The following is a 23,525-nucleotide window of genomic DNA, read 5'->3' as shown; positions in this document are numbered from 1 at the left end:
AACCCCGTCGACGGAACGCGCTTGCGCCTGAGTTGCCGCGGGTTTGTCGCTGGCTCGCAGCGCAGTCAGTTGACCGCACTGGCTGCGCTCGCCGCGCTTGCCGCATTTGTCGCGCTTGCCGCATTGGCGCCATTCGTCAGATTTGCGCGGACGCGGTAGACGAGCGCCGGGTCTTTCTCGACGATCGTCCAGCTCGCCCATTGACCTGCCGCCACCTTCAGACCAGGATGGCTCGCGCTCACCTGGCGCGGCTGCGGCGGCAGTTTGCAGCCGGTGTCGGTCTGGCGCGCGGCGCTGTCCTCGAACGTTTCCTGCGCCTCGATGGAGAGCGTCACTTCGTTACTGTCCGCCTGCAGCGGCGACACCGTCAGCGTGCGCGCCAGGTCGATGCTGCCCGCCGGCTGATCCTTGCAGCCGACGTTGTGCTGCACCACCTTGTGATGCGTGTCCGTGCGCGCCTGGCCGACCGTGGTCGTGCCGTCGAAGGTGTCGATCTGCTGCCCATTGAGCAGCACTTGCAGTTGCCATTGCACGACCTGCTGCGGCGGCCGCTGCTGCGCCTGTGCCAGCATCGAAGCGCCGATCAGCACGGCCGCGATAGACGTTTTCCACATAGAACGAATCTCCGGTGACTGCGTCCGGCAGCCTGGTCAGAGGGCCATCTTACGCCTGATGAGCGCAACGCTTTTCTGACACGTTAAACGGGGCCGGGTTCAGCAACAATCTATTTCGAAGCGCGCCGGTTGTGCTCGCTGTGCGCCTGGCGCGGCTTTGCAGCATAACCGGCTGTTAGCAGCAGAGCCGCACGACTGCTGGCTTGCGTGCCGATCTGTCCTCGTTAAACTGGACCTGAAACGGCGTCCATCGGATGCCGCCTAGCAAGGCCAGTCAGACGGGGTGAGCAATGACAACAGCAATGGTCAGACAGGAAATCGCCGTAGCGTCTTTCAGTCAGGTGTACGACCTCGATCAGGTCGAGACCGCGCTGAACGATCTGAGCGAAGGGGCCAACGACGCGCTGCGCACAACCTACGAAAAGATGCTGAAAACCGGCAATCTGCGGTTCTGCGTCAAGCCGAACCGCATGCCGTCGATCGACGATCTGATCGACGCATTGCCGAACTTCGCCGATCCGCTCGACGACATCCGCAAGCAGGTCGCGCTCTGTCTCGAGACCGAGGACCGCCTGGAACTGATGCCAATTCTGCTGCTCGGCGATCCCGGCATCGGCAAGACGCACTTTGCGAAGCAGTTAGCGCGCCTGCTCGGCACGGCTTATCAGTATGTCGCGATGAGCTCGCTGACGGCCGGGTGGATTCTTTCGGGCGCGTCGTCGCAATGGAAAAACGCCAAGCCGGGCAAGGTGTTCGACGCGCTCGTGAACGGCAGCTATGCGAACCCGGTGATTACCGTCGACGAAATCGACAAGGCTACCGGCGACTCGCAATACGATCCGCTCGGTGCGCTGTACGCGCTGCTGGAGCACGACACGGCGCAGAGTTTCATCGACGAATTCGCGGAAATTCCGATCAATGCCGGCCACGTAATCTGGATTGCCACGGCGAACGACGCGCGCTCGATTCCCGAGCCGATCATGAACCGGATGAACGTGTATGAGATTCCGCCGCCGGATCGCGACGGCGCGCGCCGCATCGCGCAGTCCATCTACGCCGAGATTCGCGGCGCGCACAACTGGGGTCTGCGCTTTCCCGAACAGCTCGGCGACGACGCGCTCGACGCGCTGAAAAACGCGTCGCCTCGCGAAATGCGCCGGGCGATTCTGAACGGCTTCGGCGCGGCGCGCATCGACGGACGCGACGAGATCGGCGGCGGCGACATCCGGCTCGACTTCGGCAACCGTCGCAGGCCGATCGGCTTCTAGGCAGCCACTGTCCATTCCCGCCAAAAACTGCAAGTGTCCGCACGATGCACTGCCGCTGGAAACAGCGGGAGCGCATCGCCGTGCGCGCGGCGTCGTACAATTTGAGGCAGCGGTCGGATGACCGTTGTAAAACGGTCGCAAAACGGCAGTGCGTTCGGCAGCGAGCGGTGTACGGCGTTCGTTGGCCGCATGCTGTTGCCATCTACATGGATGAACGAGGCGGCGCGTAGCGAAGTCGGCTGCGTCGAGGGACATGGACCAGATCGAATGTGTCGTAATCGGCGCGGGCGTGGTCGGGCTCGCGGTGGCGCGTGCGCTCGCGGCGCGCGGGCGCGAAGTGATCGTGCTCGAAGCCGCCGAGGCAATCGGCGTGGGCACGAGTTCGCGCAACAGCGAAGTGATTCACGCGGGCATCTACTATCCGCGCGGCTCGCTGAAGGCAACGCTATGCGTGCGCGGCCGCGAGATGCTTTACGACTATTGTGTCGAGCGTAACGTGCCGCATTCGCGCTGCGGCAAGCTGCTCGTCGCGACGTCGAACAATCAGATTCCGCAGCTCGACAGCATCATGGCCAAGGGGCGCGACAACGGCGTGCTCGACCTGATGCGCATTACGGGCAGCGAGGCGCAGGCGCTCGAACCGGCGCTCGAATGCGTGGCGGCCGTGTTCTCGCCGCAGACAGGCATTGTCGACAGCCATCAGTTGATGCTGGCCTTGCAAGGCGACGCCGAGCGCGACGGCGTGATGTTCGCGTTCCACTCGCCGGTCGAGGCAATCGAGGCGGGCAATGGCCGCTTCATCATCAAGGTCGGCGGCGACGCGCCCACCACGATCAGCGCCGCTTGCGTGATCAACAGCGCCGGGCTGAACGCGAACGCGCTGGCGCGCAAGATTCGCGGACTCGACGCGCGCCATGTGCCGCCGCTCTACCTCGCGCGCGGCAACTACTTCAGCATCTCCGGACGCGCGCCGTTTAGCCGCCTGATCTATCCGATGCCGAACGAAGCAGGACTCGGCGTGCATCTGACGATCGACCTTGGCGGCCAGGCGCGCTTCGGTCCGGACGTCGAATGGGTCGATGCCATCAACTACGACGTCGATCCCCAGCGCGCCGAATCTTTCTACGCAGCGATTCGCGCTTACTGGCCGGCGCTGCCGGACAACGCGCTGCAGCCGGCTTACGCGGGAATCCGTCCGAAGCTGTCGGGCCCCGGCGAACCCGCCGCCGATTTCGTGATCCAGGGACCGGCCGCGCATGGCGTGCGCGGACTCGTCAATCTGTTCGGCATCGAATCGCCGGGACTCACGGCTTGCCTGGCGATCGCGCAGCGAGTGTGCGAATTGAGCGGCCGCGCATGAGCGCACGCGGTTGCGCTTCACGCGGCGCGGCCCGATGTCGTTGAGATTCGCTTATCTCTATCATTTGACCCGTCACCTGAGACGGCTTCATTGATATCCTTGGGGACCGCTGTCATCAGAACGGCGATCAGTTCAATATAAATGGAGTGAGTCCCCATGAAAGCTTCCCGTCGCACGTTTTTGATTTCCAGTATCGGCGTGGCCTCGTCGCTGGCACTGTCCCGCCAGGCATTCGCCGATGCACCGAAGGTCGCAGAAAGCGACCCGACCGCACAGGCGCTCGGCTACAAGGAAGACGCCAGCAAGGTCGACAAGGCGAAGTTCGCCAAGTACGCGCCGGGCCAGGACTGCGGCAATTGCAGCTTCTATCAGGGCAAAGCGAGCGATCCGTACGCGCCGTGTCCGATGTTCGCCGGCAAGCAGGTCGCGGCGAAGGGCTGGTGCAGTGCGTATAACAAGAAGGCTTGATCGCGTGGTTCTCACGCTGCCTTCATGCGTTGGCTGAAGTGCGCCGCAATATGACGGGCCGTTCGGCGCGCTGAGCGCCGAACTCTTCCCCTGCGGATTTGCGCTGCACAGGTTTATCGTTGGTCTACCGCATTGCCGTGACGACGTTCGGCGGCTTTGGACCGTTCGTCGTCACGTCGCTTACCGAGGCGAGCGGCTCGCCGCTCGTACCGACTTATTACTTGATGCGCGGACTGGCTGCGTCGATCGTCGCAGTGGCTTGCATGCCGGGCCATCGTCACGTCGATGCCGACGCACGCGCGACGCAAACCGTTCACCTCACATCGCACCGCCTAGCTGCGCGCCTTGATCAGCGGCGGACGCTTGTCGAACCACGGCCGTGCCGCTTCGAGTTGCGCGGCAAGGCGCAGCAGCGTGGCTTCGCCGCCGTCGCGGGCCGCGAACTGCACGCCAACGGGAAGTCCGCGCGCATTCCAGTAAAGCGGTATCGACATGGCCGGCTGGCCGCTCAGATTGAAGAGTTCGGTGCAGCCCGCCCACGCAAACGCCTTGTTCGATGCCTCGGCGAGCAGCTTCTTCATCAGCGGCTCGAGCGGCATCGCGCTGACTGCGCGCATCTGCATGCGCTCGGCCTGCGTCGGATGCATCTCGCCGATCTTGATGGGCGCCGCGGCGAGCGTCGCGCAGAGGATCACGTCGTAGCGGCTCAACAGATCGGTCAGACGTTCGGTGATGCGGCGCTGTTCTTCGAGCGCCCCGGGCAGGCCGCGTTCACCGAGCTTGCGGCCCACGTGCGCCATCGCCCACGTCGAGATTTCGAACTCGTCGCGTGACGGCTTGCGTCCGGTGATGCGCTCGGCGTTCAGCACGAGGTCTTCCGCCGTGACGGACCACAGCGTGAGGAACGCGTGCCTGACCGCGTCGAAATCGATCCCGAGCGAAACAGGCTCGATGTTGTGTCCCAGCGAGCTTGCAAGTTGCGCGGCGTCTTCGAGCGCGGCGCGTGCATCGGCGGAAAGCGACGGGGCGAGCATCGGCTCGGTCACGTACGCAATGTTCAGCGGTTTGCACGGCTCGCGGCTCGCGCCGAGAAACGTACCCGGCGCGCCGAGCGGACGGTCCGCGTTGCCCGCGAGCAGGTCGAGCAACACCGCGCTGTCGCGCACGCTGCGCGAGATGGCGTGATCGACGCCGAGTTCGCCGGCCGCGACCGCGGCGGGCATGCGCGGCACGCGTCCACGCGACGGCTTGAGCCCGAACAGTCCGCAGCACGACGCGGGGATGCGGATCGAGCCGCCGCCGTCCGATGCATGCGCGAGCGGCACGATGCCCGCCGCGACTGCCGCCGCCGCACCGCCGCTCGAGCCGCCGGGCGTATGGTCGAGATTCCACGGATTACGGCACGCACCGAATAGTTCGGGCTCCGTATAAGGCATTTGACCGAGCTCGGACGTGCTCGTCTTGCCGAAGATGTTGAGGCCCGCCGCTTTGGCGAGTGCGACGACCGGCGCGTCGTCGGTGGGAATGAAGTGGCGATAGTGACGGCTGCCCATCGTCATGCGCAGGCCCGCGACGGCGGCGCCCAGATCCTTGATCAGATACGGCACGCCGGCGAGCGCGGTTTGCGCGGTTTGTGGACTGTCGGCGTCCGCGCCATTTGCGCCGTTTGTACCGTTGATGCCGTTCCCGCCGTTCGCCATGCTCGCGTCGTAACGCGACGCGCGTTCGCGGGCGGCTTCGTAGTCCTTCAGCACGATCGCGTTGATCGCGGGATTGACCGCTTCCGTGCGCGAGATCGCTGTGTCCAGCAACTCGCGCGCGCTGGCTTCGCGAGTCCGCACGAGTTCGGCCAGGCCGAGGGCGTCATGGGCGAGATAGTCTGATAGCACGGCGGAAAGGACCTCGCTGGCGGATGTGGAATGTCCATCGTCGATGCACGCAAGCGGCGACGCGGCGGCACAGCTACGCCGCGATTTGCCGCCGCGTGCATCGACGCGAAAAGAGCGGGCGCGCCGCCCTTGAAGCGTAACCGACTCGCGCGCCGCCGCGGCGAGCCTATCGCGTCAGTGCGTGACTTGCGTCACTTGCCCGACTTACAACCGCTCGCCGAGGAACGTCAGCGTGCGGCCATGCGCGAGCGCGGCGGCGCGCTGGTTGTACGACGCACGGTCCGAACAGTTGAAGCCGTGATCCGCGTTCGGATAGATGTGGAACTCGGCATCGGTGCGGCCGGCAAAGCGCTCCTGAATCTGACCGACGGCCGACAGCGGAATATGCTGGTCCAGTTCGCCGTAGTGAAACTGCATCGGCACCTTAACCTTCGCGGCTTCGTCGAGCTTGTTCTGAATGCCGCCGCCGTAGTAGGCCACCGCGGCGTCGACGCTGCCGCGCGCGGCCGTCAAATATGCAAGCAGTCCGCCGAAGCAGAAGCCGATCGCGGCGATCTTGCCGGTGACTTCGGGCATCGCGCGCAGCGCCGCGGCCGTTGCGCCGATGTCGTCGGCGGCCTGGTTTGCGTCGAGCTTCTGCATCAGTTCGACGCCCTTCGCGCGGTCCGCGCCTTCATACGTCAACTCGACGCGCGGCTGCACGCGCCAGAACACGTCGGGTGCGAGCGCGACGTAGCCGTCTTGCGCATATTGATCCGCGACCGAGCGGATATGGCTGTTCACGCCGAAGATTTCCTGAATGATGATGACAGCCGGTCCCTTGCCGCTTTTGGGCAGCGCGAGATAGCCGCCGAACGTGTCGTTGCCGGCGGGAATGTCGATCCATCGCGAAGTGATGCTCATGGTGTCCTCCGTAATCGCGCGCGGTCGCGCGAATGAATTGAGTGGGCGAGTTGAGACAAAACGAATGCAAGAGGCGCGAATGCCTGAAGCGGGCGGTCAGTGTGCCACCAAAAGAAAGCCGGTGCAGGCACCCCTGGCAAAGCCTTGCGAACAGCCTTCGAAAGCCCGTTCGGCGGGCATCGTCAAGGCAATCTCATTGGACGATCCGAACGTTCTCGATTATTCATTTTCCTGTTGCGCGCCGCGCCGGTAGAGTCCACGGTAAGGTCTCGCGGGTATGGCGAGCGGATTGCGCGAAGGAGAATCGATCATGAGTGAAGGCAGTTTTGTGACGCCGTTTGCCGAGCGTTTTGGCTTGCGTGTGCCAGTCGTGCAGGCGCCGATGGCGGGCGCCACGACGCCCGAGTTGGTCGCGGCCGTGTCGAATAGCGGCGGCCTCGGCACGCTGGCCGGTGCGGCGCTGTCGCCGGAGAAAATCGCGAGCGACGTCGCGGCGATTCGCGCGCTGACGGATCGCCCGTTCGGCGTCAATCTGTTCGTGCTGCAGCCTGCCGCGCCCGACGACGCCACCGTGCGCCGCGCGCTCGAAGCCATCGACCCGGTGCGCGCGGACCTAGGTTTGCCGCCGGGCCGGCCGCTCGAACGCTACGCGCCGGATTTTCGCGCGCAGTTGGAGGCGCTGATCGAATCGCGTGTGCCGGTGGTCAGCTTCACGTTCGGGCTGCTGTCACGCGAAGACGTCGCGCGGCTGCAGGCGAACGGTCAATATGTAATCGGCACCGCGACGCATGTTGCGGAAGGCGTCGCGTGGCGTGACGCGGGCGCCGATGCGATCGCCGCGCAGGGTTCGGAGGCGGGCGCGCATCGCGGCACGTTCATCGGTTCATTTGAAGAAGCGCTGGTCGGCACGATGGCGCTGGTGCCGCAACTCGTCGACGCAACCGGACTGCCCGTGCTCGCCGCCGGCGGCATCATGGACGGACGGGGAATCGTCGCCGCGCTCGCGCTCGGCGCGCAAGCCGCGGTCATGGGCACCGCGTTCCTGACTTCCCGCGAAAGCGCGATACCGCAGGCATGGAAAGACCGGCTGCGCTCGATTTCCGACACGTCGACTTCGGTGACGTACGCGATCACGGGCCGCCACGCTCGCGGTATCCGCAATCCGCTGATGCAGCGCCTGAGCGAAGCGCCGCAGAAGATCGCGCCGTATCCCGTGCAAAACGCATTGACGCAGGAGTTGCGTCAGACGGCCGGCCGCGCGCAGAACGGCGATTATCTGTCGTTGTGGTCGGGGCAAGGCGCGCCGCTCGGCCGCTCGCGGCGCGAGGACTTCGGCGCAGCCGAACTGATGGCGCAACTCGACGACGAATGGCGTGCGGCGAGCGCCGGCATCGCGGCGTTCGTCGCTGGATTTAAACGCTGAATCGCGACGAGTCAGGACGCGTGCCGCCCCCGCTTGCGGCGCGCGTCGTTTTCAAAAAAAGTGCCGGCCGCTCGAATCCATTTCGACGTATTCCGCCTCATTCGAACCATTAACGGTTTGACTCGCTAAAACCTTTAGCGCTTACTCGCCGATGCGTTGCTCATATAGCGGAAACCCGCATGGGCCGGTGCTTTCCAGCCCGCGACGCAAGCCGGAACCCGGCGCCACTGGATAAACGCTATTAGTGTTCATCCCACTTCCTCAAAAAAGTCCCACAAATTAATTTGATAGCCTACACTTGCGCGCAAGTACGGGTTGCCGCCTGTCACAAACAGTCCGGCAGACGTACTGGCCAAGTGCATGAACGATGCAACCGGCGTGGTCGTCCACGGGACTGAGCGACACGTGTTGGGGAAGCGGGGGCACAGGGCGATTACGTTGTTTTTGGGACCGAAACTGGAGACTTACATGAACATCAAGATTCAAAAGCTGTTGCCGATCAGCGCTGCGGCGATGCTGTTCGCGACGTTGGCAACATCGGCTGCAGCCGACACGGTCGTCAAGATCGGTCACGTTGCACCGCTGACTGGCGGTATCGCTCACCTGGGGAAAGACAACGAAAACGGCGCACGCCTCGCGGTTGAAGAAATCAACGCGAAGGGCCTGACGATCGGCGGCCAGAAAGTCACGCTGCAACTCGACGCACAAGACGACGCAGCCGACCCGCGTACTGCTACGCAAGTCGCGCAGAAGCTGGTCGACGACAAGGTTGTGGCAGTGGTCGGCCACCTGAACTCGGGCACGTCGATTCCGGCTTCGAAGATCTATAGCGATGCAGGCATCGTGCAGATCTCGCCGTCGGCAACGAACCCGGCCTATACGCAACAAGGTTTCAAGACGACGTACCGCGTCGTTGCGACCGATGCGCAACAAGGTCCGGCACTGGCTAACTACGCAGCCAAGGGTCTGAAAGTGAAGAGCGTCGCGATCGTCGACGACTCGACCGCTTACGGCCAGGGTCTCGCGAACGAATTCGAAAAGACCGCAAAGTCGCTGGGCCTGAACGTGATGTCGCATGACGCGACGAACGACAAGGCTGTCGACTTCCGCGCGATTCTGACGAAGATCAAGGGCGAAAACCCGGACGCGATCATGTACGGCGGCATGGACGCCACCGGCGGCCCGTTCGCGAAGCAAGCCAAGCAGCTCGGCCTGCGCGCGAAGGTGCTGGCAGGCGACGGCGTGTGTACCGACAAGCTGTCGGACCTCGCTGGCGACGCAACCGACAACATCGTCTGCTCGGAAGCCGGCATGGCGCTCGAGAAGATGGAAGGCGGTTCCGCGTTCCAGGCGAAGTACCTGAAGCGTTTCGGTCAGCCGATCCAGATTTACGCTCCGTTCACGTATGACGCTGTGTACATCATCGTCGACGCAATGAAGCGCGCTGGCTCGACCGATCCGTCGAAGATCCTCGCTGCAATGCCGAACACCGACTACAAGGGTGTGATCGGCCAGACGACCTTCGACTCGAAGGGCGATCTGAAGCACGGCGTGATCTCGCTGTACAACTACAAGTCGGGCAAGAAGACGCTGCTCGACGTGGTGAAGATGTAATACCGCATGGGTGCGGGCAGCTTGCGCTGTCCGTGATCGCATGATTGGAAAGGCACGCGTACCTTCGGTCGCGTGCCTTTTGTTTTGGGGTGGTGGTTGGTGGTTGGTGGTTGGCGTCAGCCGTGGTGGTCGCGTTGCTTGCCTTGCTTGCGTTCTCACAGAAGTAACAGGAGTAACGGCTATCGCAACGAACGCGACCCGACGCCTCCGCGCCAGTCCACGAAACAGGCGAGGGCGCCGCAGCCGCTAAATCTTCAGCCGCTGCAGCACCTTCGGCCCCGCGATCGCAATCAGCGCACAGCACACCGCGACCACGGACAGTCCGATCGACAGATTCGTCACCTGCGCCACCGCGCCGATCAGGACCGGCCCAAACAGCATCCCAAAGTAAGCCAGCCCGGCGACGTGCGCGAGCCCTTCGGCAGCGTGGATGCCTTTCACGCTCGCGGCGGCCGCAAACAGCACCGGCATCATATTGGCGAGGCCCAAGCCCATCAGCGTGAAGCCGGTCAGCGCCGCGACCGGCGTCGGCACCAACAGCGCGCCGATCATGCCGGCGAGCGCCAGCGTCGCGCTGGCCATCACCAGTTGCGGAGCGCCGAAGCGCGCCCGCACCGCGTCGCCGGCAAAACGCGCGGCTGCCATGCCGCCCGAAAACGCGGCATACGCGGCGCTCGCGGCGGCCGGCGAAGAGAGGACGACATCGCGCATATAGACGGTCGCCCAGTCGTACATCGCGCCCTCGGCGATCAGCGCGACGAGCGCGACCGTGCCGAGCGCCCACAACGCGGGCGAGCGCCAGCGGTTCGCACGCGGCGTCGCCGAGTCGGGATGTTCGTCGTGCGGCACGTGCGGCAACACGGAAGGGCAGGCCGCGATCAGCACGAGCGCGCTGACGGCCGCGGCCAAGCCGAGATGCACGGCCGGCGCCATCCCATGCGCGAGCAGCGCGCCGCCGACAGCCGCGCCGACCATCCCGCCGACGCTGAACATGCCGTGCAACGACGACATGATCGGTTTGCGCAGCGCCTTTTCGACGGCGCTCGCTTCGGCGTTCATCGCGACGTCGAGCGTGGCCATGCCCGCGCCGAACAGGGCCAGCACGACCAGCAGCATCCAGTAAAACGGCACCACGAGGATCAACGCGACGCAGACCGACATCACGAGCCCGCCGGTGAGGCACGCGCGGCGCGTGCCGACGCGCGCAATCCACGACGCGTTCGCGGCCATCGCGCCGATCGAGCCGCCGGCAACCGCGAGAAGCGCGACCGACAGCAAGGCGGGACTCAGGTGGAAGCGGTCGCGCACGGTCGGCACATGCACGCCCCACGAGCCGTACACCATGCCGGCGATGAAAAACAGCGCCATCGTCGCGATGCGCGCTCGCTGACGCGCGGTGTCGGACAGGTTCCGGTGAGCGGCGGGGATGGCGGCGAAGTCGGTGGAGCGATCGGACACGGGAGTCTCGTGAGGAGGAAGATGCGGAAGAAAGCGCACTGAAAGCGAATTTCCGATTCTAACGAAGGGCGCTGTCTTATGCTTGAATCCACGGAATTGCGCTTTTGCTGGATTCGTCGCGCGTTGGCAGATGGTTCGCGGATGTGAGCGCCCAGCGACTCACGAATCCGCGAATCCGCGAATCCACGAGGTGCATGCAATATATATATAGGCGGGCAGCCGGCATTGCACGTCACGCCAATCCGCGCATCACGGACGGCAAGAATTCGCTCATCGACGAAAGGAACGCACTTGAACATTCCCGCACAAGCTCCATTGCACCTGTTGCATACCGCCGCGGTCGGCACGCTGGCGACGCACGCGCGCCAGCCCGAAGGCTTCCCTTATCCGTCGGTGCTGCCGTTTGCGCCTGATGAACAGCATCGGCCGACGATTCTGGTGAGCCGGCTCGCCGAGCACACGCATAATCTGCACGCCGATCCGCGTGCCGGCTTTCTCGTCGTCGATGCGCCGGACGGCGACGTGCTCAACGGTCAGCGCGTCACGTTGCTCGGCACTTTCGAACCGGTCGACCCGGCGCCCGAACTTGTCGCACGTTATCTGCGCTATCACCCGGACGCGGAGCGCTATCTTGTCCTCGGCGACTTCACGTTCTGGACGATGAAGCTCGATCGCCTGCGCTATATCGGCGGATTCGGCGCGATGGGCTGGCTGGGCGGCGATGAACTCGACCCGCTGCCGGTGCTCGGGCACGACGAGGAAGACGCGCTGATTGGCGAATTTGCCGACGCAGTGTCCGACGCCTGCGGCTACCGGCTAATCGGCGTCGACAGATATGGCGTCGATTTGCGGCAAAACGGTCTGCGCAAACGTTTCGCATTCGAAAGCGCGAAGCTGGACATGGAAACATTGCGTGCGGCGCTAGAAGATTGCATTCGACGGCGGGCCAATTAGGCGTTTATTGCCTATTCGGGAAAACCTTATCGCCGAAAACGGTGGGCCCAAAGTGCTTCAAATATGTGCCGACATTTCATGTCGAAGCTCTCATGCAATGAAATGTTTGCTTGCGGAAACTGTCTTAATTTTCATGCGCTGATAATTAATCCCATATTTACCGATTCGCGCGACGCTTTGTCTGCAAAAAACGCGGAGTGGCTAAATGAAAGCTGACGCGTGACAGCGCCTCGCCGCGAAAGTTTTTGAAACGGACAAGTATTAGTTTTACGCGGACGCGTTTGTAGTCTTTCTATTTTGTGTTAATCTCGCGTTCAAATTCCGAGGCATGAACACCTTCAAAGGGCAAGCCGGCTTAAGACTGGCAGTCGTTAATCCAAACCACAAGGGAACCTATGTCTTCCTACAAGGAACTACTCGCGCAGCGAGAGAAGCTGGAAAAGCAGATCGAAGAGGCGAAGTCGCGCGAATACGCGGAAGTGCTGAACGAAATCAAACAGAAAATGGCCGACTACGGCATTTCGCTGAGCGAACTCGGCGGCGGGCGCGCGCCCAAGGGTGCAAAAGCCGCTCGTCCGCGTGCCGGCGTTGCGCCTAAATATCGTGACCCGGAAAGCGGCAGCACGTGGTCGGGCCGCGGCAAACCGCCGCGCTGGATTGCGGGCATGGATCGCGACAAGTTTCTCATTCAGAAGTAATCAGGCGCCAAGCTTACTGAGTGCTTGCCCGGAATTAATCAGGTGTAATGCCTCTCGCATGTGTAGCATTAACGTAATACGAATGAGGCTCGCGTCGCGAGTGCGCTGGACTCATTCACTAAGGCCGCGCAGTTTCCAGGCGCGGCTTTTTTGTCGTCCGTTCAAATCGTGTGTGTGCCACGCGCACTGCCGCTTCGCGCAATTCGAATGCGAATGCTTTTCGTTTTCATAAGCGATTGATTCTAAAAGATGTTTGTTGGCGTGGGCGCTCATTCTTAAGACCGGACGGGTAGAATGGAGAGGTTGAACACCCACCGCTTCCATGATGCCTTCCGCCGCCATTGAGTCCGCTGAAAAACACCGCGTCGCGCGCAAAAGTACGTTTGTCAGTATTGCGCTGAATACGGTATTGATGGCGCTGCAAATCGCCGTCGGTGTGTTCGCGCACTCGCAGGCATTGGTGGCTGACGGCATCCACTCTCTCGCCGACCTCATTTCCGATTTTGTCGTGCTGTTTGCCAATCGGCACAGCGGCGCAAAGCCGGATGCCGATCACAATTACGGCCATAGCCGTTACGAAACGGTCGCATCGCTCTTTCTCGGCGCGCTGCTGATTGCGGTCGGCTTCGGCATGTTATGGCGTGCCGGCACGCGTCTCGCCGATCTCGAGAGCATCCCCGCCGTTCATCTGAGCGCGCTTATCGTTGCCGTGCTCGTCCTCGTCTCCAAAGAGGGACTGTTTCGCTACATGCTGCGGGAAGCGCAACGCGTGCGTTCGGCCATGCTGATCGCGAACGCGTGGCATGCGCGCTCGGACGCGGCGTCGTCGCTGGTGGTTGCGCTCGGTATTCTCGGCAGCCTTGCAGGCGTGCGGCTGCTCGATCCGATCGCGGCGGCGATCGTCGGTTTCATGGTGGCGCGCATGGGCTGGATGTTCGGATGGGACGCGCTGCAGGATCTGTCCGACCGCGCGCTCGACGACGCTGCCACCGCCGACATGCGCGCGCTGCTGCTGTCCACGCCAGGCGTGCGCGACGTCCACGAATTGCGCACGCGGAAAATGGGAGATTTCGCGCTTGTCGACGCGCATATTCTGGTCGATCCGCTCATCTCGGTTTCCGAGGGGCACTACATCGCGGAGACTGCGCGCCTGCGCGTGCTGAACGACAGCCGCGTGCTGGACGCGCTGATTCACGTCGATCCCGAGAACGATGCCGTCGCGCATCCGCCCGTCGGTTTGCCGCCGCGCGAGCGGATCGTCGCGGACGTCAACGCGGCATTGGCCGCGGGCGGCGTGAAGGCGGCCGCAGTCAACATTCATTATCTGAGCACGGGGCTCGACGTCGAAGTCGTGCTGCCGGCGCTGCCTTCGCATGGGTCCGGCAAGGGCGACGCAGAGGGGCTCGAGCGCGTGGATCTCGCCGCGCTCAAGCGCCGGCTCGGTGCGCGCAAGCTGGAGGTGTTACGCGAGGTGAGCACGCCGTCGACGCAAAGCGGTTCGTCCACGCAGGCGGGCGCTACGGGCCATGGTCGTCGCCGTACCACAGTGCCGCATGGCACTAACTGAGGCTTGAGAGCAACGCAACGCGCGGCGGGCCGCGTCGCCATGCCGAACGGCGCTCTTGATGGATTGCGGTGGCTCGCCGGCGCATCATCGGCGGATTGCGGACCATCAGGCGCATCGCACGTGCACCTCTCGCACACCGACGCGCATCAAACCCCATCGAAGCGAAGCGCATCAAAGCGCATCGAAGTGCGCCAAAACACGCCATCCGCTCAAAGCGGCAACTGCGTATCGAACTTGATCTCGCGCAGCACGACGCTCGTGCGCACTTGCGCCACCGCCGGAATCTTGAAGATGCGTTCGTGCAGAAACGTGTCGTACGCCTTGATGTCCGGCGCGACGATCTTGAGGATGTAATCGGACTCGCCGGTCGTGCTGTAGCACTCGGTGACTTCCGGGCAGGTGGCGATCTCCCGCTCGAACTGTTCGACGCCGCCTTCGGTGTGACGCGTGAGGTGAATGTGCGCGAGCGCGCACACGTGCAGCCCCAGTTTTTCGCGATCCAGCAGCGCGGTGTAGCGCTGGATCACGCCCGACTGCTCCATGTCCTTGATGCGCCGCCAGCATGGCGTGCTCGACAGGCCGACCTGATCGGATATTTCCTGCACCGAACGGCGTGCATCTAACTGCAAAAGGCGCAGAATTTTTTGAGAGAACGTATCGAGTGTCAACTGCGCCTCCGTTTGCGTCGCCGTATCACCGCATGGTAGAGGGCGCGAAAACGAAACGCAATGCAAAACGCCTCCAGCGAGGGAGATTACCTAATTTGCCGGTTCCTCAGCGGGATTTTGTCCTGAGGCGTCCCCTTCTTGCGCCGACGCAAGGCTGGCGGCCTGCATCGTGCGCAGATCCTTCAGCATGTTGCAGAAAAGCGCGCCCTGTTCGATGGCGTCATCGAGCGCGACGTGCGTGTGCGGATGCTCGTCGAACCAGTGTTTCGGAAAGCGCGGTTTGATGTTCTTGCGATACGGCAGGCCGGTCATCGCGAAGGCGAGCGTCTTGATGTCGAGCGCCGACCACGAAAACGGGCAGCGGCCGACAAAGCGCATCATGTACCAGAACATGTACGTAAAGTCGAAGCCCGCAGGCATGGCGACGAACACCGGCTTGCCCGGCAGCGCCTCGACCCAGTCGACGTAGGCCGCGAGCGCCGCGTCCGGACGCTGCAAGTCGGTGCGGCAGGCCGCCCACGCCTCGGGCTGCGTCTTCCACCACGCCTCCTGCACGGGATGCGGCGCGGCGCCGTCGAGCAATTCCAGATTGGCGGAGAACGTGGCGATCAGCTGCTTGTCTTCCGTGTAGGCGGCCGAGGCGAAACTCAGCATGGAATGCGGGCCGGGAATCGGGCCGTCCGCTTCGACGTCGGTACTGACATAGATTTCGCTGCTCATGCGGCGACTCCGTCGGCGACATAGGGATTGCTGCGACGCTCCGCGCCGAACGTCGACGTGGGACCGTGGCCCGGCACGAACGTGACGTCGTCGCCGAGCGGCCAGAGTTTTTCGCGGATCGAGCGGATCAGATCGGCGTGGTTGCCGCGCGGAAAATCCGTGCGGCCGATGGAGCCCGCGAACAGCACGTCGCCGACCAGCGCGAGCCGATGCGCGCGGCTGAAGAACACGACGTGGCCCGGCGTGTGGCCCGGGCAGTGATAGACCTCGAGCGTTTCATCGCCGAACTGCACGGTGTCGCCGTCGTCGAGCCAACGGTCGGGCTCGAACGCCTGCGCAGCCGGAAAGCCGAAGCGCGTGCTCTGATCCGGCAGCTTGTCGAGCCAGAAACGTTCGTCCGGATGTGGGCCTTCGATCGGCACGCCGTAATGCGTGGCCAGCGTCTTCGCGCCGGCGCAGTGGTCGATATGACCATGCGTCAGCAGCACTTTTTCGACGCTCACCTTCTGCCGCGCGATCTCGCCTTGAATGACGTCGAGGTCGCCGCCCGGATCGACGACGGCCGCGCGTCCAGTCGCCTCGCAAACGAGCAGCGAGCTGTTTTGCTGGAACGGCGTAACGGGGATCAAGGTGACTTTCATGGATGACGGCGCCGCGGTGAAAACGTTGATTGTACCGGCGTCTTTCCGGCGCGCGCCGAGGCTTGTCGCCTCCCCGCAAACGCCGCGCCTGCGGCTTTTGTCTGTCGATTCTTGCAGCAATGGTGAAGATTCATCAAGGTTTTCAGTCGCTTAGCAACGCAGACTTCTGTTTTGGGTATAATGGACCCCATGCACGAGGAATCGTGCTGCCACAAGGCGATGCGTCCCCATCAAAAATGGGCGCGCGGATCGCCACTCAAGTAAGGGCCGTCGCGGTATGACGGCCATCAGGTATCGATGCATTCGATGCACACGTCTTGCCCAGCCAGGCGCCGCGCGCCTGCTACGACTTTAACGGTCGTGACGCTGGGTGGGGCCTACGCCGCCGTTCCTGCGCGCTGAACTTTCGCGCGCAAGAACGTGTTTGCCACGTTCGATGGCGGCATGTGGGGTCTGGTCAGGCTGCCGGGGACAGGTTGCGCCAGACGTGAAAATTAACCGTGCGGTAGCGGCTCAGTGAGCTGCATCCGGGCTTCGACGTACTGCGCTCGTCTGCGCGGCGCGTTGTCGTCCTTTGCCGCCGGAGTCGCAGGCAACACGCTCAACTTCGCGTGATGCGGCTCGACAATGTGATTGCACGTCTTATGAAAACTCGGTTATCCCGTAGTCTGGGGACTCTTTTCGCCTTTTTTGTGCTGGCCGGTTGCGCCACGCCGCCGGGGGCCGACAACAGCGTTGCAAACGCTGTGCCGCTCCGCACAAAAAACGCGCAAGCAGCGTCCTTCGGACCGCAAGCCTACGGCAGCGCGCCGGCCTCGGACGTCGCCGTCCAGGGTTCGTCGCTGGCCGACGCCAAACCGCTCACCGATGACGGCACCGACGTGTCGGACTTTCATCAGATCGGCCGCGCCTCCTGGTACGGCCGCGGTTTCCATGGCCGCCGCACCGCGAATGGCGAACGTTACGACATGCACGCGCTGACTGCCGCGCATCGCACGCTGCCCCTCGGCTCGTATGTGCGCGTGACAAATCCGGCCACGTCGCGCTCGGTCGTCGTGCGAATCAACGACCGCGGTCCGTATGCGCGCGGCCGGGTGATCGATCTGTCGATGGCGGCGGCGAACGTGCTCGATATGCGCCACGCCGGCACGGCGCGCGTGAAGATCGAAGGTTTGACGCAGGAAGAAGCGCGCGCCGCACGCGACGAAACGCTGGCATCGAACTCCGGATCGACGGCGCAGAAATGATTTTGCGGCGGCGCTTTGGGCGCTGCCGGGCATGACGAACAGCCATGCTGCTGTGTGTAAATGCAAGAAGGGCCGCTCATCGGTATGAGCGGCCCTTTTGTTTTGCGTGACGTATCCCGCTGTGCTTGCGGCGCGGCCGCTTCGCGCGTCAGTCCTCTTCTTTCTTGAGCTCGAGCGCGCGCGTGTACAACGCGTTGCGCGATGCGCCGGTGATCGTCGCCGCTATTTTGGCCGCGCTGCTCACCGTCAATTCTTCCAGCAGCGTTTCGAGCAACGCATCGTGATCGTGTTCGCCGGCCGCTTCCTGCTGCGCGCCTTCCACTACCAGTACGAATTCTCCGCGTTGCCGGTTTGGATCGGCGGCGAGCCACGTTGGCCCTTCGGCCAGGGTGCCGCAATGCAGCGCTTCGTGTAACTTCGTCAGTTCTCGCGCGATCAGCAGCTTGCGCTCGCCGCCCAACGCATCGGCCAGCGCCTGCACCGTTTCGACGATGCGATGCGGCGCTTCGTAGAAGACCAGCGCATGCGGATGATGGGCGAGCCCCTGAAGTGTGGCGGCGCGCGCTTTGGCTTTCGGCGGAAGAAAGCCGAGGAACGAGAACGTCGCGACCCAGTCGCCCGCCGCGCTCAGTGCGGTGGCAAGCGCGCTTGCGCCCGGCAGCGGAACGACCGCAAAGCCCGCTTCGCGCGCTGCATCGACGAGCTTTGCGCCTGGGTCCGAGATGCCGGGCGTGCCTGCGTCGGACACATACGCCACCCGCTCGCCCGCCTGCAAATGTTCGACGATGCGTTGCGCCGCGGCTCGCTCGTTGTGCTGATGGACGGCGATGAGCGGCTTCGAGATTCCATAGCGCGCGAGCAACTGACCCGTGTTGCGCGTGTCTTCCGCGGCGATGCGGTCGACGAGACCGAGTAAGTGCAGCGCGCGCAGCGTGATGTCGGCGACGTTGCCGATCGGCGTGGCCACCACATACAGCGCGGCGGCAGGGTACTGCTGTCCTTGCGCGAGTTCGGAGAGAGAAGTCATGAGGCAGAAAACGCAGACGGACGGAATGAGGCCGTCATTGTGCCACGCAGGGGCACCAGGTCCTGGCGGCGTGCGTGCTCGGAGCGCGTCTCGCTCGAAGCAGGAGCAGGAGCAGGAGCAGGAGCAGGAGCAGGAGCGTAGGCCGCCAAAACCGCATGCGCCCATGCGCGACAACTTTTCCACACAACCCGGGTCCAAGCTCGTCGGCGCCGCTTTCGAAGCACACGCGCAGGAGTTTCTGCAGCGCCAGCGTTTGCGGTTGGTCGCGCGCAATGTGTCGTGCCGCGGCGGCGAAATCGATCTGGTCATGCGCGAGCGCGATGGCGCACTGGTCTTCGTCGAAGTCCGGGCGCACGCTCAACGCAAGTATGGCGGCGCGGCGGCGAGCATCGGGTGGCAGAAGCGGCAGCGAATCGTGCGCGCCGCGCAGCATTACCTCGCGACGCAGGTGTCGCAGCAAGGCGCCCAGCCCGCTTGCCGCTTCGACGTGATTGCCTTCGAAGCGGGGCGGCTCGTGTGGCTGCGCGATGCTTTCCGCGCCGACGAAGTCTGACGCAATGCGCGGACAACGCGTGTTAGTGCGATAAACTTGCGCTCGCGTGCGAGCTACGGGGCGGCGGACGACATGCGGCAACAGTGCGCCGCGCAGCGCATTTCGCGAGGTGTTTCGGTTCGCGCATGCACGTACCCACGTCATGCGTTGCGTAACACGTTCGCCGCAGCGGCACGGCAGGCTGCACGACTTCATTCATACGACTTCACAACATGGCTGCGCATTGCGGCCCACTCGCGGTAGAAGATAGAGACTCGATGTCAGTCGAACGCATTCAACAACACTTCCGCGATAGCGCGGCAGTCAAACTCGAAGCCCTGGAAACCTTGTCGATGCCGATCGCCGCAGCGATCGACACGATGTTCGCCGCGCTTGCCAACGGCAATCGCATTCTTTCTTGCGGCAATGGCGGCTCGGCTGCCGACGCGCAACATTTCGCCGCGGAACTGATCGGCCGCTTCGAGCGCGAGCGGCCCGGCTTGCCGGCCGTCGCGCTCAGCACCGATACGTCCGTGCTTACCGCGATCGCCAACGACTACTCGTTCGAGCAGATTTTCTCGAAGCAGGTATGGGCACTCGGACAGCCGGGCGATGTGTTGCTCGCGATCAGCACGTCCGGCAATTCCGCGAATGTGATCGCCGCGATCGAAGCTGCGCATGAGCGCGAAATGATCGTCGTCGCGCTGAGCGGAAAAGGCGGCGGACGCATGCAGGAAATACTGAGCGATACCGACATCCACGTGTGCGTGCCGTCGGATCGCACCGCGCGTATCCAAGAAGTGCATTTGCTGACCATCCATTGTCTGTGCGACGGCATCGATGCCATGTTGCTGGGCGAAGACTGAGAACGATCCGAAGGAGAGCTAGTTGATGAGCGTATTCCGCGTCAAGAAGACACTGGTGAGAACCGTGCTGGTGGTGGGTTTTGCGGCGGGGTTGTCCGCGACGTTGCAGGGTTGCTTTCTCGCCGTTGCGGGCGCGGCGGGCGGCGGCGCGTTGATGGCGACCGACCGGCGCACGCTCGGCGCGCAGACCGAAGACCGCGAGATCCAGGTGAAGGCGCTTTCGCAGACGAGCCAGAACCTGCCGGACTCGGCGCACGTCAACGTGACGGTGTTCAATCGCCGCGTGCTGCTGACCGGCGAAGTGGCGGGGGACGCGTCGAAGCAGCGCGCAGAGAGCATCGTGCGCGGACTGAACAACGTGAATACGATCGTCAACGAACTGGCGATCATGCCCGCGAGTTCGTTCTCGTCGCGCACGAACGACACCTATCTCGAGACGCGCGTGAAAACCGCGCTGATCGCCGAGAAGGATATTTCGGCGAACGATTTCAAGGTCGTCGCCGAGCGCGGTTCGGTGTATCTGATGGGCCTCGTCACGATGGATGAAGGCAATCGCGGCGCGGACGTCGCGAGCCGGGTGCCGGGCGTCACGCAGGTCGTGAAGGTGTTCCAGTACATCCAGCCGCAGGAGGCTGCGGCGGCGGCCGCTGCTGCGGCAACGGCGCCGGTCGCCGCGTCGCAGCCCGACGCGAGCGCGGCGACGGTGGGCGCGATTCCGGATTCGTCGGTGAGCGCGCGGCCGCTTGAACAGCAGGCGCCGGCGCCGGTCACGAATTCGAACGCGGTGCATCCGGGCAATCCGAAGGCGCCGCAGTGATGCGTGGGGTTGGCGGTGTTTTTATGGCGTTGATGGCGGGCTCGGTGGCGGTGTTGTTCGCATCTCAAGCTTTTGCCGCCGATATGCCGGCTGGTCAGCGTGTCGCCAATGCGAATGCGTGCATGGGCTGCCATGCGGTGGATCGCAAGCTGGTCGGTCCGTCGTTCCAGCAGATCGCCGCCCGGTACAAGGGCGATGCGCAGGCGGCCGGAAAATTGGCGCGCAAAGTGAAGGACGGCGGCTCGGGTGTGTGGGGCATGATTCCCATGCCGGCGCATCAGTCGATGAGCGATGCTGACGTCCGTACGGTGGTTGGTTGGGTGCTTGCTGGGGCGCCGTCGAAGTGAGGTTTTGTGGTCCGTTCTGGCTTGGCAAAACCGAAAAGCGCTGTGCTAGAATTGTTTCGCTAGTGGGGGGGTAGCTCAGCTGGGAGAGCGTCGCGTTCGCAATGCGAAGGTCGGGAGTTCGATCCTCCTCCTCTCCACCAAGTTTTCTTTAGAAACAACGCACTACGTCTTGCGATGTAGTGCGTTGTTTTGCATTTGACAGCACTATTTGGCACTCGCGTTGTGCCAAATTTGTGCCAGCAACGTCCCGTCTCATGTTCTCCAGCGTGCTCAACATTGCCCGACACTGCTGTGTAGATCCCACGAAGCCGAGAAGTTTCGGTTTGCCAGCCGAAGGCTACGGAGCGGCGGGGCAGCGGCAGCGTCAAAACTCGCAGGATTTGTGCGGGGAGCCGTTGAAACCAGGAGACATATATTTGCATCAAGCGTAGGGGTATGCTTTACCCACAAAGTGCCGCCATATGCTTTACAACCGAGCCGACGTTGAGTCGGCTTTGTTGCATCTAGACGCAAAACTGAAGGTCCCCGTTCGAATGATCGCGTATCGGGTGACCGGCGATACCGTATCCGTGCTCGGCGTCTACTACAGAGGGCAGGGCTATGACACGCGGTTTCTGGAAGAACCCGAAACGCTGGCTGTGCGGCCATCCGGGTCCATGGTCGAAATCTGGGGGCCTCACACGCAATCAACACACCGGAGGGGCGGTACAGGTAAACATCGCACAACTCGACAGGCTCGCCACCAGTACCAGCAGCAGCGCAACACCAATCACTTTCCTGACCATCACATCCTCCCAGTTCACACCTCGATATATGACGCCGACTGCGACGCCACGAGCTTCGGGGGCGGCGAACACTGACAGATACAAAGATCGTCGCTCAGCGCCGCTTGCCGACCATCCGGCCCGGTCGTTGAAATCCGGGGACCGTAGCACTGAATCTTGCCGATCGTCTTGCACACCGGACACCACACCGGATCGTGCTCGTAGGCCTGCTCCCGGCCATTCAGCATATCCTGCCCGTCACCGCCCTGAACGATGCCGCCTACCGTGGTCGTGTCGGCCTTTACGATGTCGTAGCGTCGCATGTCATCCTCGCTCACAGAGCGCCAGGTCGCAGCCGCAAACTGTTTAACAGCGTATCCCACGTCAGAAGGGCCGCAGCTTCGTCAACAGGCGAAGTCGCCTGCTCGGGTGTCAAATCAGGACCGCTTGCGCCGAGTAGCAATTGAATAGCCGTATGCGGCTTTGCGAGCGTACTCGGGTCGCCTGGCGAGAGCAGATAGAAACGGTACGAGGTGATCTCCCCCTCCTTGAGTTCGAACAGGCGCACGCGCCTACCACGAGCAATAGAAACTTCCTGACATGCCTCAACATGATGGCTCCGGCGCATCCTGCGCGATTTGCACGATGCTGTAGAGCATTGCCCAACGAGTCCACGGGTGGTTGTAGCTCCCCTGGTGATCGTAGCCGCCCTGCACGAAGGCCATCTGGACGCCGTGGGGTGGATCACCTTTTACCCCTGGCCTCAGGCCGCGTGCCTGGGCGTCGGCGGACCACGCAGGCACGGTCGCATCACCCGGAATGATGCCGTTCTTGTCTGGGTTGGGCGCATCCGCTCCGGCGGGTAGCCTCGGAACCTTTTGTACCTCGAACTCGACGGTCAGCTTGCGTGATTCCAGATAAACCCGGACATTGCCCGTGTGCGAGTCGTGCAGGAGGGTCGCAGCGCGCAATTCTTCTTCCGTCACTCCCGACGGCACGTTGCCGGCCCAGAACACCTTGCCCCATGTCAGCAATTTTTCGAGAGGAAGACCTTTTTCGATGCCGGGCTTGTCCTTGTCGCCGCTTTCCGTCGCAGCATCGGCCTGCGGCTTCTGTATCAACGCGCCGTTGCCGTTGTATGCGGCATAAGTTTTTCCATGATAAACGTTGATTATATTATTTTGCTTTTTTACAACTTCCTTCATGGTTTCATTGAAATTTTCTAGAATTGTTTTTCCTTGTGCTCTTTTATCAAGTCGTTGCTTCACAACGCCAGCCGGATCAAGAAATGATGGATCAGGTACTCGATCAGTTGCGTGGTGCGCTCCCTTACCACGGTGCGATTCGCGGAACGATTATTACCACCGGAGGCTTTGCTCAAGGTTGCAAGGATGCTGCTCTATTTCCAGGCGCTGCCCCGATTACCCTGATCGATGGCGACAAGGTCATCGAGCTGCTACTAAAGCACGGCGTTGGCGTGAAGAAGAAGCCGCAAACGCTAATTGAGATCGACGAAAGCTACTTTGCAAGTGACGATCCTGAAACTGAAATCACTGAAGAGCAGTAACCGTTTATATCTATCTGCACTACCATCAAATCGATCCGACACATCATGCGCAAGATGTCGCCGTCGATGGGGACGCGCAGCGCATCTTCCTCAAGATCTACGACGACGAGCCT

24 protein-coding genes, 1 tRNA gene and 2 pseudogenes are annotated in these 23,525 nt (G+C 62.9%); 16 read left to right on the top strand and 11 right to left on the bottom strand.

The window, feature by feature from the left end; all coding sequences use genetic code 11:
• Positions 1-65: 65 nt before the first annotated feature.
• Positions 66-614 carry a hypothetical protein gene (locus C8K18_RS25915; protein ID WP_107709174.1) on the bottom strand — a complete coding sequence of 183 codons (549 nt, stop codon included), beginning with the start codon at positions 612-614 and terminating at the stop codon, positions 66-68.
• 290 nt (positions 615-904) lie between these two features.
• On the opposite strand from C8K18_RS25915, the gene C8K18_RS25910 reads away from it, so the two are divergent.
• From C8K18_RS25910 to C8K18_RS34165, 4 genes and pseudogenes are all read left to right on the top strand, one after another.
• On the top strand, positions 905-1,882 hold the full coding sequence (locus C8K18_RS25910; RefSeq protein WP_029969498.1) for an AAA family ATPase: 978 nt from the start codon (positions 905-907) through the stop codon (positions 1,880-1,882).
• A 253-nt stretch (positions 1,883-2,135) separates the two neighbouring features.
• On the top strand, positions 2,136-3,242 hold the full coding sequence (locus C8K18_RS25905; RefSeq protein WP_107709176.1) for an NAD(P)/FAD-dependent oxidoreductase: 1,107 nt from the start codon (positions 2,136-2,138) through the stop codon (positions 3,240-3,242).
• 156 nt (positions 3,243-3,398) lie between these two features.
• Positions 3,399-3,710 carry a high-potential iron-sulfur protein gene (locus C8K18_RS25900; RefSeq protein WP_006050484.1) on the top strand — a complete coding sequence of 104 codons (312 nt, stop codon included), beginning with the start codon at positions 3,399-3,401 and terminating at the stop codon, positions 3,708-3,710.
• 49 nt (positions 3,711-3,759) lie between these two features.
• A pseudogene (locus C8K18_RS34165) lies at positions 3,760-4,009 on the top strand (MFS transporter); the annotation flags it as partial.
• 33 nt (positions 4,010-4,042) lie between these two features.
• On the opposite strand, the gene C8K18_RS25890 reads toward C8K18_RS34165, so the two are convergent.
• A complete protein-coding gene (locus C8K18_RS25890) occupies positions 4,043-5,599 on the bottom strand; it encodes an amidase (RefSeq protein ID WP_107709178.1) in 1,557 nt (518 codons plus the stop codon).
• A 204-nt stretch (positions 5,600-5,803) separates the two neighbouring features.
• On the bottom strand, positions 5,804-6,502 hold the full coding sequence (locus C8K18_RS25885; protein WP_006050482.1) for a dienelactone hydrolase family protein: 699 nt from the start codon (positions 6,500-6,502) through the stop codon (positions 5,804-5,806).
• Positions 6,503-6,812: 310 nt separating this feature from the next.
• Here C8K18_RS25885 and C8K18_RS25880 point away from each other — a divergent pair, with 310 nt between their 5' ends.
• Positions 6,813-7,925, top strand: a complete 1,113-nt coding sequence (locus tag C8K18_RS25880) for a nitronate monooxygenase family protein (RefSeq protein ID WP_006050480.1) — start codon at positions 6,813-6,815, stop codon at positions 7,923-7,925.
• A 468-nt stretch (positions 7,926-8,393) separates the two neighbouring features.
• Positions 8,394-9,539 (top strand): branched-chain amino acid ABC transporter substrate-binding protein, encoded by a 1,146-nt coding sequence (locus C8K18_RS25875; protein WP_006050479.1) that lies wholly within the window; start codon positions 8,394-8,396, stop codon positions 9,537-9,539.
• A 246-nt stretch (positions 9,540-9,785) separates the two neighbouring features.
• On the opposite strand, the gene C8K18_RS25870 is transcribed toward C8K18_RS25875, so the two are convergent.
• A complete protein-coding gene (locus C8K18_RS25870) occupies positions 9,786-10,997 on the bottom strand; it encodes an MFS transporter (RefSeq protein WP_107709180.1) in 1,212 nt (403 codons plus the stop codon).
• Positions 10,998-11,288: 291 nt separating this feature from the next.
• On the opposite strand from C8K18_RS25870, the gene C8K18_RS25865 reads away from it, so the two are divergent.
• The 3 genes from C8K18_RS25865 to C8K18_RS25855 all read left to right on the top strand — a co-directional run bounded on the left by C8K18_RS25865 (position 11,289) and on the right by C8K18_RS25855 (position 14,216).
• A complete protein-coding gene (locus C8K18_RS25865; protein WP_053857391.1) occupies positions 11,289-11,951 on the top strand; it encodes a HugZ family protein in 663 nt (220 codons plus the stop codon).
• 395 nt (positions 11,952-12,346) lie between these two features.
• Entirely contained in the window at positions 12,347-12,649 is a 303-nt protein-coding gene (locus tag C8K18_RS25860) for an H-NS family nucleoid-associated regulatory protein (RefSeq protein WP_006050476.1), read from the top strand.
• Between the two features lie 325 nt (positions 12,650-12,974).
• Positions 12,975-14,216 (top strand): cation diffusion facilitator family transporter, encoded by a 1,242-nt coding sequence (locus C8K18_RS25855; RefSeq protein ID WP_044021448.1) that lies wholly within the window; start codon positions 12,975-12,977, stop codon positions 14,214-14,216.
• Positions 14,217-14,425: 209 nt separating this feature from the next.
• On the opposite strand, the gene C8K18_RS25850 is transcribed toward C8K18_RS25855, so the two are convergent.
• The 3 genes from C8K18_RS25850 to C8K18_RS25840 all read right to left on the bottom strand — a co-directional run bounded on the left by C8K18_RS25850 (position 14,426) and on the right by C8K18_RS25840 (position 16,245).
• Positions 14,426-14,884 carry an Lrp/AsnC family transcriptional regulator gene (locus C8K18_RS25850; RefSeq protein WP_006050474.1) on the bottom strand — a complete coding sequence of 153 codons (459 nt, stop codon included), beginning with the start codon at positions 14,882-14,884 and terminating at the stop codon, positions 14,426-14,428.
• Between the two features lie 90 nt (positions 14,885-14,974).
• Complete coding sequence (locus C8K18_RS25845; RefSeq protein ID WP_006050473.1) at positions 14,975-15,604, bottom strand: exonuclease; 630 nt, start codon at positions 15,602-15,604, stop codon at positions 14,975-14,977.
• Complete coding sequence (locus tag C8K18_RS25840; RefSeq protein WP_053858941.1) at positions 15,601-16,245, bottom strand: MBL fold metallo-hydrolase; 645 nt, start codon at positions 16,243-16,245, stop codon at positions 15,601-15,603. Before C8K18_RS25840 ends, C8K18_RS25845 begins: the two co-directional genes overlap by 4 nt.
• A gap of 644 nt (positions 16,246-16,889) precedes the next feature.
• Here C8K18_RS25840 and C8K18_RS25835 point away from each other — a divergent pair.
• Positions 16,890-17,492, top strand: a complete 603-nt coding sequence (locus tag C8K18_RS25835) for a septal ring lytic transglycosylase RlpA family protein (RefSeq protein WP_374710149.1) — start codon at positions 16,890-16,892, stop codon at positions 17,490-17,492.
• A 148-nt stretch (positions 17,493-17,640) separates the two neighbouring features.
• On the opposite strand, the gene rsmI is transcribed toward C8K18_RS25835, so the two are convergent.
• The gene (gene rsmI, locus C8K18_RS25830) at positions 17,641-18,519 is read right to left on the bottom strand and encodes a 16S rRNA (cytidine(1402)-2'-O)-methyltransferase (protein ID WP_107709182.1); all 879 of its coding nucleotides are present in this window, start codon (positions 18,517-18,519) and stop codon (positions 17,641-17,643) included.
• 37 nt (positions 18,520-18,556) lie between these two features.
• Between rsmI and C8K18_RS25825 the strand changes: the two genes are divergently transcribed.
• The 5 genes from C8K18_RS25825 to C8K18_RS25805 all read left to right on the top strand — a co-directional run bounded on the left by C8K18_RS25825 (position 18,557) and on the right by C8K18_RS25805 (position 21,221).
• Positions 18,557-19,072: a YraN family protein gene (locus C8K18_RS25825; protein ID WP_107709184.1), complete on the top strand. Its 516-nt coding sequence runs from the start codon at positions 18,557-18,559 to the stop codon at positions 19,070-19,072.
• A gap of 257 nt (positions 19,073-19,329) precedes the next feature.
• Positions 19,330-19,917, top strand: coding sequence for a phosphoheptose isomerase (locus C8K18_RS25820; protein WP_006050468.1), 588 nt, complete (start codon positions 19,330-19,332; stop codon positions 19,915-19,917).
• Positions 19,918-19,942: 25 nt separating this feature from the next.
• Entirely contained in the window at positions 19,943-20,734 is a 792-nt protein-coding gene (locus C8K18_RS25815; RefSeq protein WP_006050467.1) for a BON domain-containing protein, read from the top strand.
• Positions 20,735-20,757: 23 nt separating this feature from the next.
• Complete coding sequence (locus C8K18_RS25810; RefSeq protein ID WP_375135819.1) at positions 20,758-21,081, top strand: c-type cytochrome; 324 nt, start codon at positions 20,758-20,760, stop codon at positions 21,079-21,081.
• A gap of 64 nt (positions 21,082-21,145) precedes the next feature.
• Positions 21,146-21,221, top strand: a tRNA-Ala gene (locus C8K18_RS25805).
• Positions 21,222-21,880: 659 nt separating this feature from the next.
• Here C8K18_RS25805 and C8K18_RS25800 read toward each other — a convergent pair.
• From C8K18_RS25800 to C8K18_RS25790, 3 genes and pseudogenes are all read right to left on the bottom strand, one after another.
• Positions 21,881-22,168: a PAAR domain-containing protein gene (locus C8K18_RS25800; protein ID WP_107709188.1), complete on the bottom strand. Its 288-nt coding sequence runs from the start codon at positions 22,166-22,168 to the stop codon at positions 21,881-21,883.
• A gap of 11 nt (positions 22,169-22,179) precedes the next feature.
• A pseudogene (locus C8K18_RS25795) lies at positions 22,180-22,407 on the bottom strand (T6SS immunity protein Tli4 family protein); the annotation flags it as partial.
• A gap of 43 nt (positions 22,408-22,450) precedes the next feature.
• Positions 22,451-23,113 (bottom strand): hypothetical protein, encoded by a 663-nt coding sequence (locus C8K18_RS25790; RefSeq protein WP_132384597.1) that lies wholly within the window; start codon positions 23,111-23,113, stop codon positions 22,451-22,453.
• Between the two features lie 20 nt (positions 23,114-23,133).
• On the opposite strand from C8K18_RS25790, the gene C8K18_RS25785 reads away from it, so the two are divergent.
• The gene (locus C8K18_RS25785) at positions 23,134-23,412 is read left to right on the top strand and encodes a restriction endonuclease (protein WP_207909689.1); all 279 of its coding nucleotides are present in this window, start codon (positions 23,134-23,136) and stop codon (positions 23,410-23,412) included.
• The last annotated feature ends 113 nt before the right edge of the window (positions 23,413-23,525 follow it).

The organism is Paraburkholderia sp. GV068 (assembly GCF_003058125.1).
In the GTDB taxonomy this organism is placed as follows: Bacteria; Pseudomonadota; Gammaproteobacteria; order Burkholderiales; family Burkholderiaceae; genus Paraburkholderia; species Paraburkholderia graminis.
The sequence above is the reverse complement of the archived record's forward strand: the minus strand, read 5'-3'. Positions and strand labels throughout refer to the sequence as shown.

Excerpts from the sequence above, each read along its gene's own strand:
- C8K18_RS25915 (WP_107709174.1), bottom strand. The coding sequence starts at position 614 with ATGTGGAAAACGTCTATCGCGGCCGTGCTGATCGGCGCTTCGATGCTG.
- C8K18_RS25910 (WP_029969498.1), top strand. The coding sequence starts at position 905 with ATGACAACAGCAATGGTCAGACAGGAAATCGCCGTAGCGTCTTTCAGT.
- C8K18_RS25905 (WP_107709176.1), top strand. The coding sequence starts at position 2,136 with ATGGACCAGATCGAATGTGTCGTAATCGGCGCGGGCGTGGTCGGGCTC.
- C8K18_RS25900 (WP_006050484.1), top strand. The coding sequence starts at position 3,399 with ATGAAAGCTTCCCGTCGCACGTTTTTGATTTCCAGTATCGGCGTGGCC.
- C8K18_RS25885 (WP_006050482.1), bottom strand. The coding sequence starts at position 6,502 with ATGAGCATCACTTCGCGATGGATCGACATTCCCGCCGGCAACGACACG.
- C8K18_RS25880 (WP_006050480.1), top strand. The coding sequence starts at position 6,813 with ATGAGTGAAGGCAGTTTTGTGACGCCGTTTGCCGAGCGTTTTGGCTTG.
- C8K18_RS25875 (WP_006050479.1), top strand. The coding sequence starts at position 8,394 with ATGAACATCAAGATTCAAAAGCTGTTGCCGATCAGCGCTGCGGCGATG.
- C8K18_RS25860 (WP_006050476.1), top strand. The coding sequence starts at position 12,347 with ATGTCTTCCTACAAGGAACTACTCGCGCAGCGAGAGAAGCTGGAAAAG.
- C8K18_RS25855 (WP_044021448.1), top strand. The coding sequence starts at position 12,975 with ATGCCTTCCGCCGCCATTGAGTCCGCTGAAAAACACCGCGTCGCGCGC.
- C8K18_RS25845 (WP_006050473.1), bottom strand. The coding sequence starts at position 15,604 with ATGAGCAGCGAAATCTATGTCAGTACCGACGTCGAAGCGGACGGCCCG.
- C8K18_RS25840 (WP_053858941.1), bottom strand. The coding sequence starts at position 16,245 with ATGAAAGTCACCTTGATCCCCGTTACGCCGTTCCAGCAAAACAGCTCG.
- C8K18_RS25835 (WP_374710149.1), top strand. The coding sequence starts at position 16,890 with ATGAAAACTCGGTTATCCCGTAGTCTGGGGACTCTTTTCGCCTTTTTT.
- rsmI (WP_107709182.1), bottom strand. The coding sequence starts at position 18,519 with ATGACTTCTCTCTCCGAACTCGCGCAAGGACAGCAGTACCCTGCCGCC.
- C8K18_RS25820 (WP_006050468.1), top strand. The coding sequence starts at position 19,330 with ATGTCAGTCGAACGCATTCAACAACACTTCCGCGATAGCGCGGCAGTC.
- C8K18_RS25815 (WP_006050467.1), top strand. The coding sequence starts at position 19,943 with ATGAGCGTATTCCGCGTCAAGAAGACACTGGTGAGAACCGTGCTGGTG.
- C8K18_RS25810 (WP_375135819.1), top strand. The coding sequence starts at position 20,758 with ATGGCGTTGATGGCGGGCTCGGTGGCGGTGTTGTTCGCATCTCAAGCT.
- C8K18_RS25800 (WP_107709188.1), bottom strand. The coding sequence starts at position 22,168 with ATGCGACGCTACGACATCGTAAAGGCCGACACGACCACGGTAGGCGGC.
- C8K18_RS25785 (WP_207909689.1), top strand. The coding sequence starts at position 23,134 with ATGATGGATCAGGTACTCGATCAGTTGCGTGGTGCGCTCCCTTACCAC.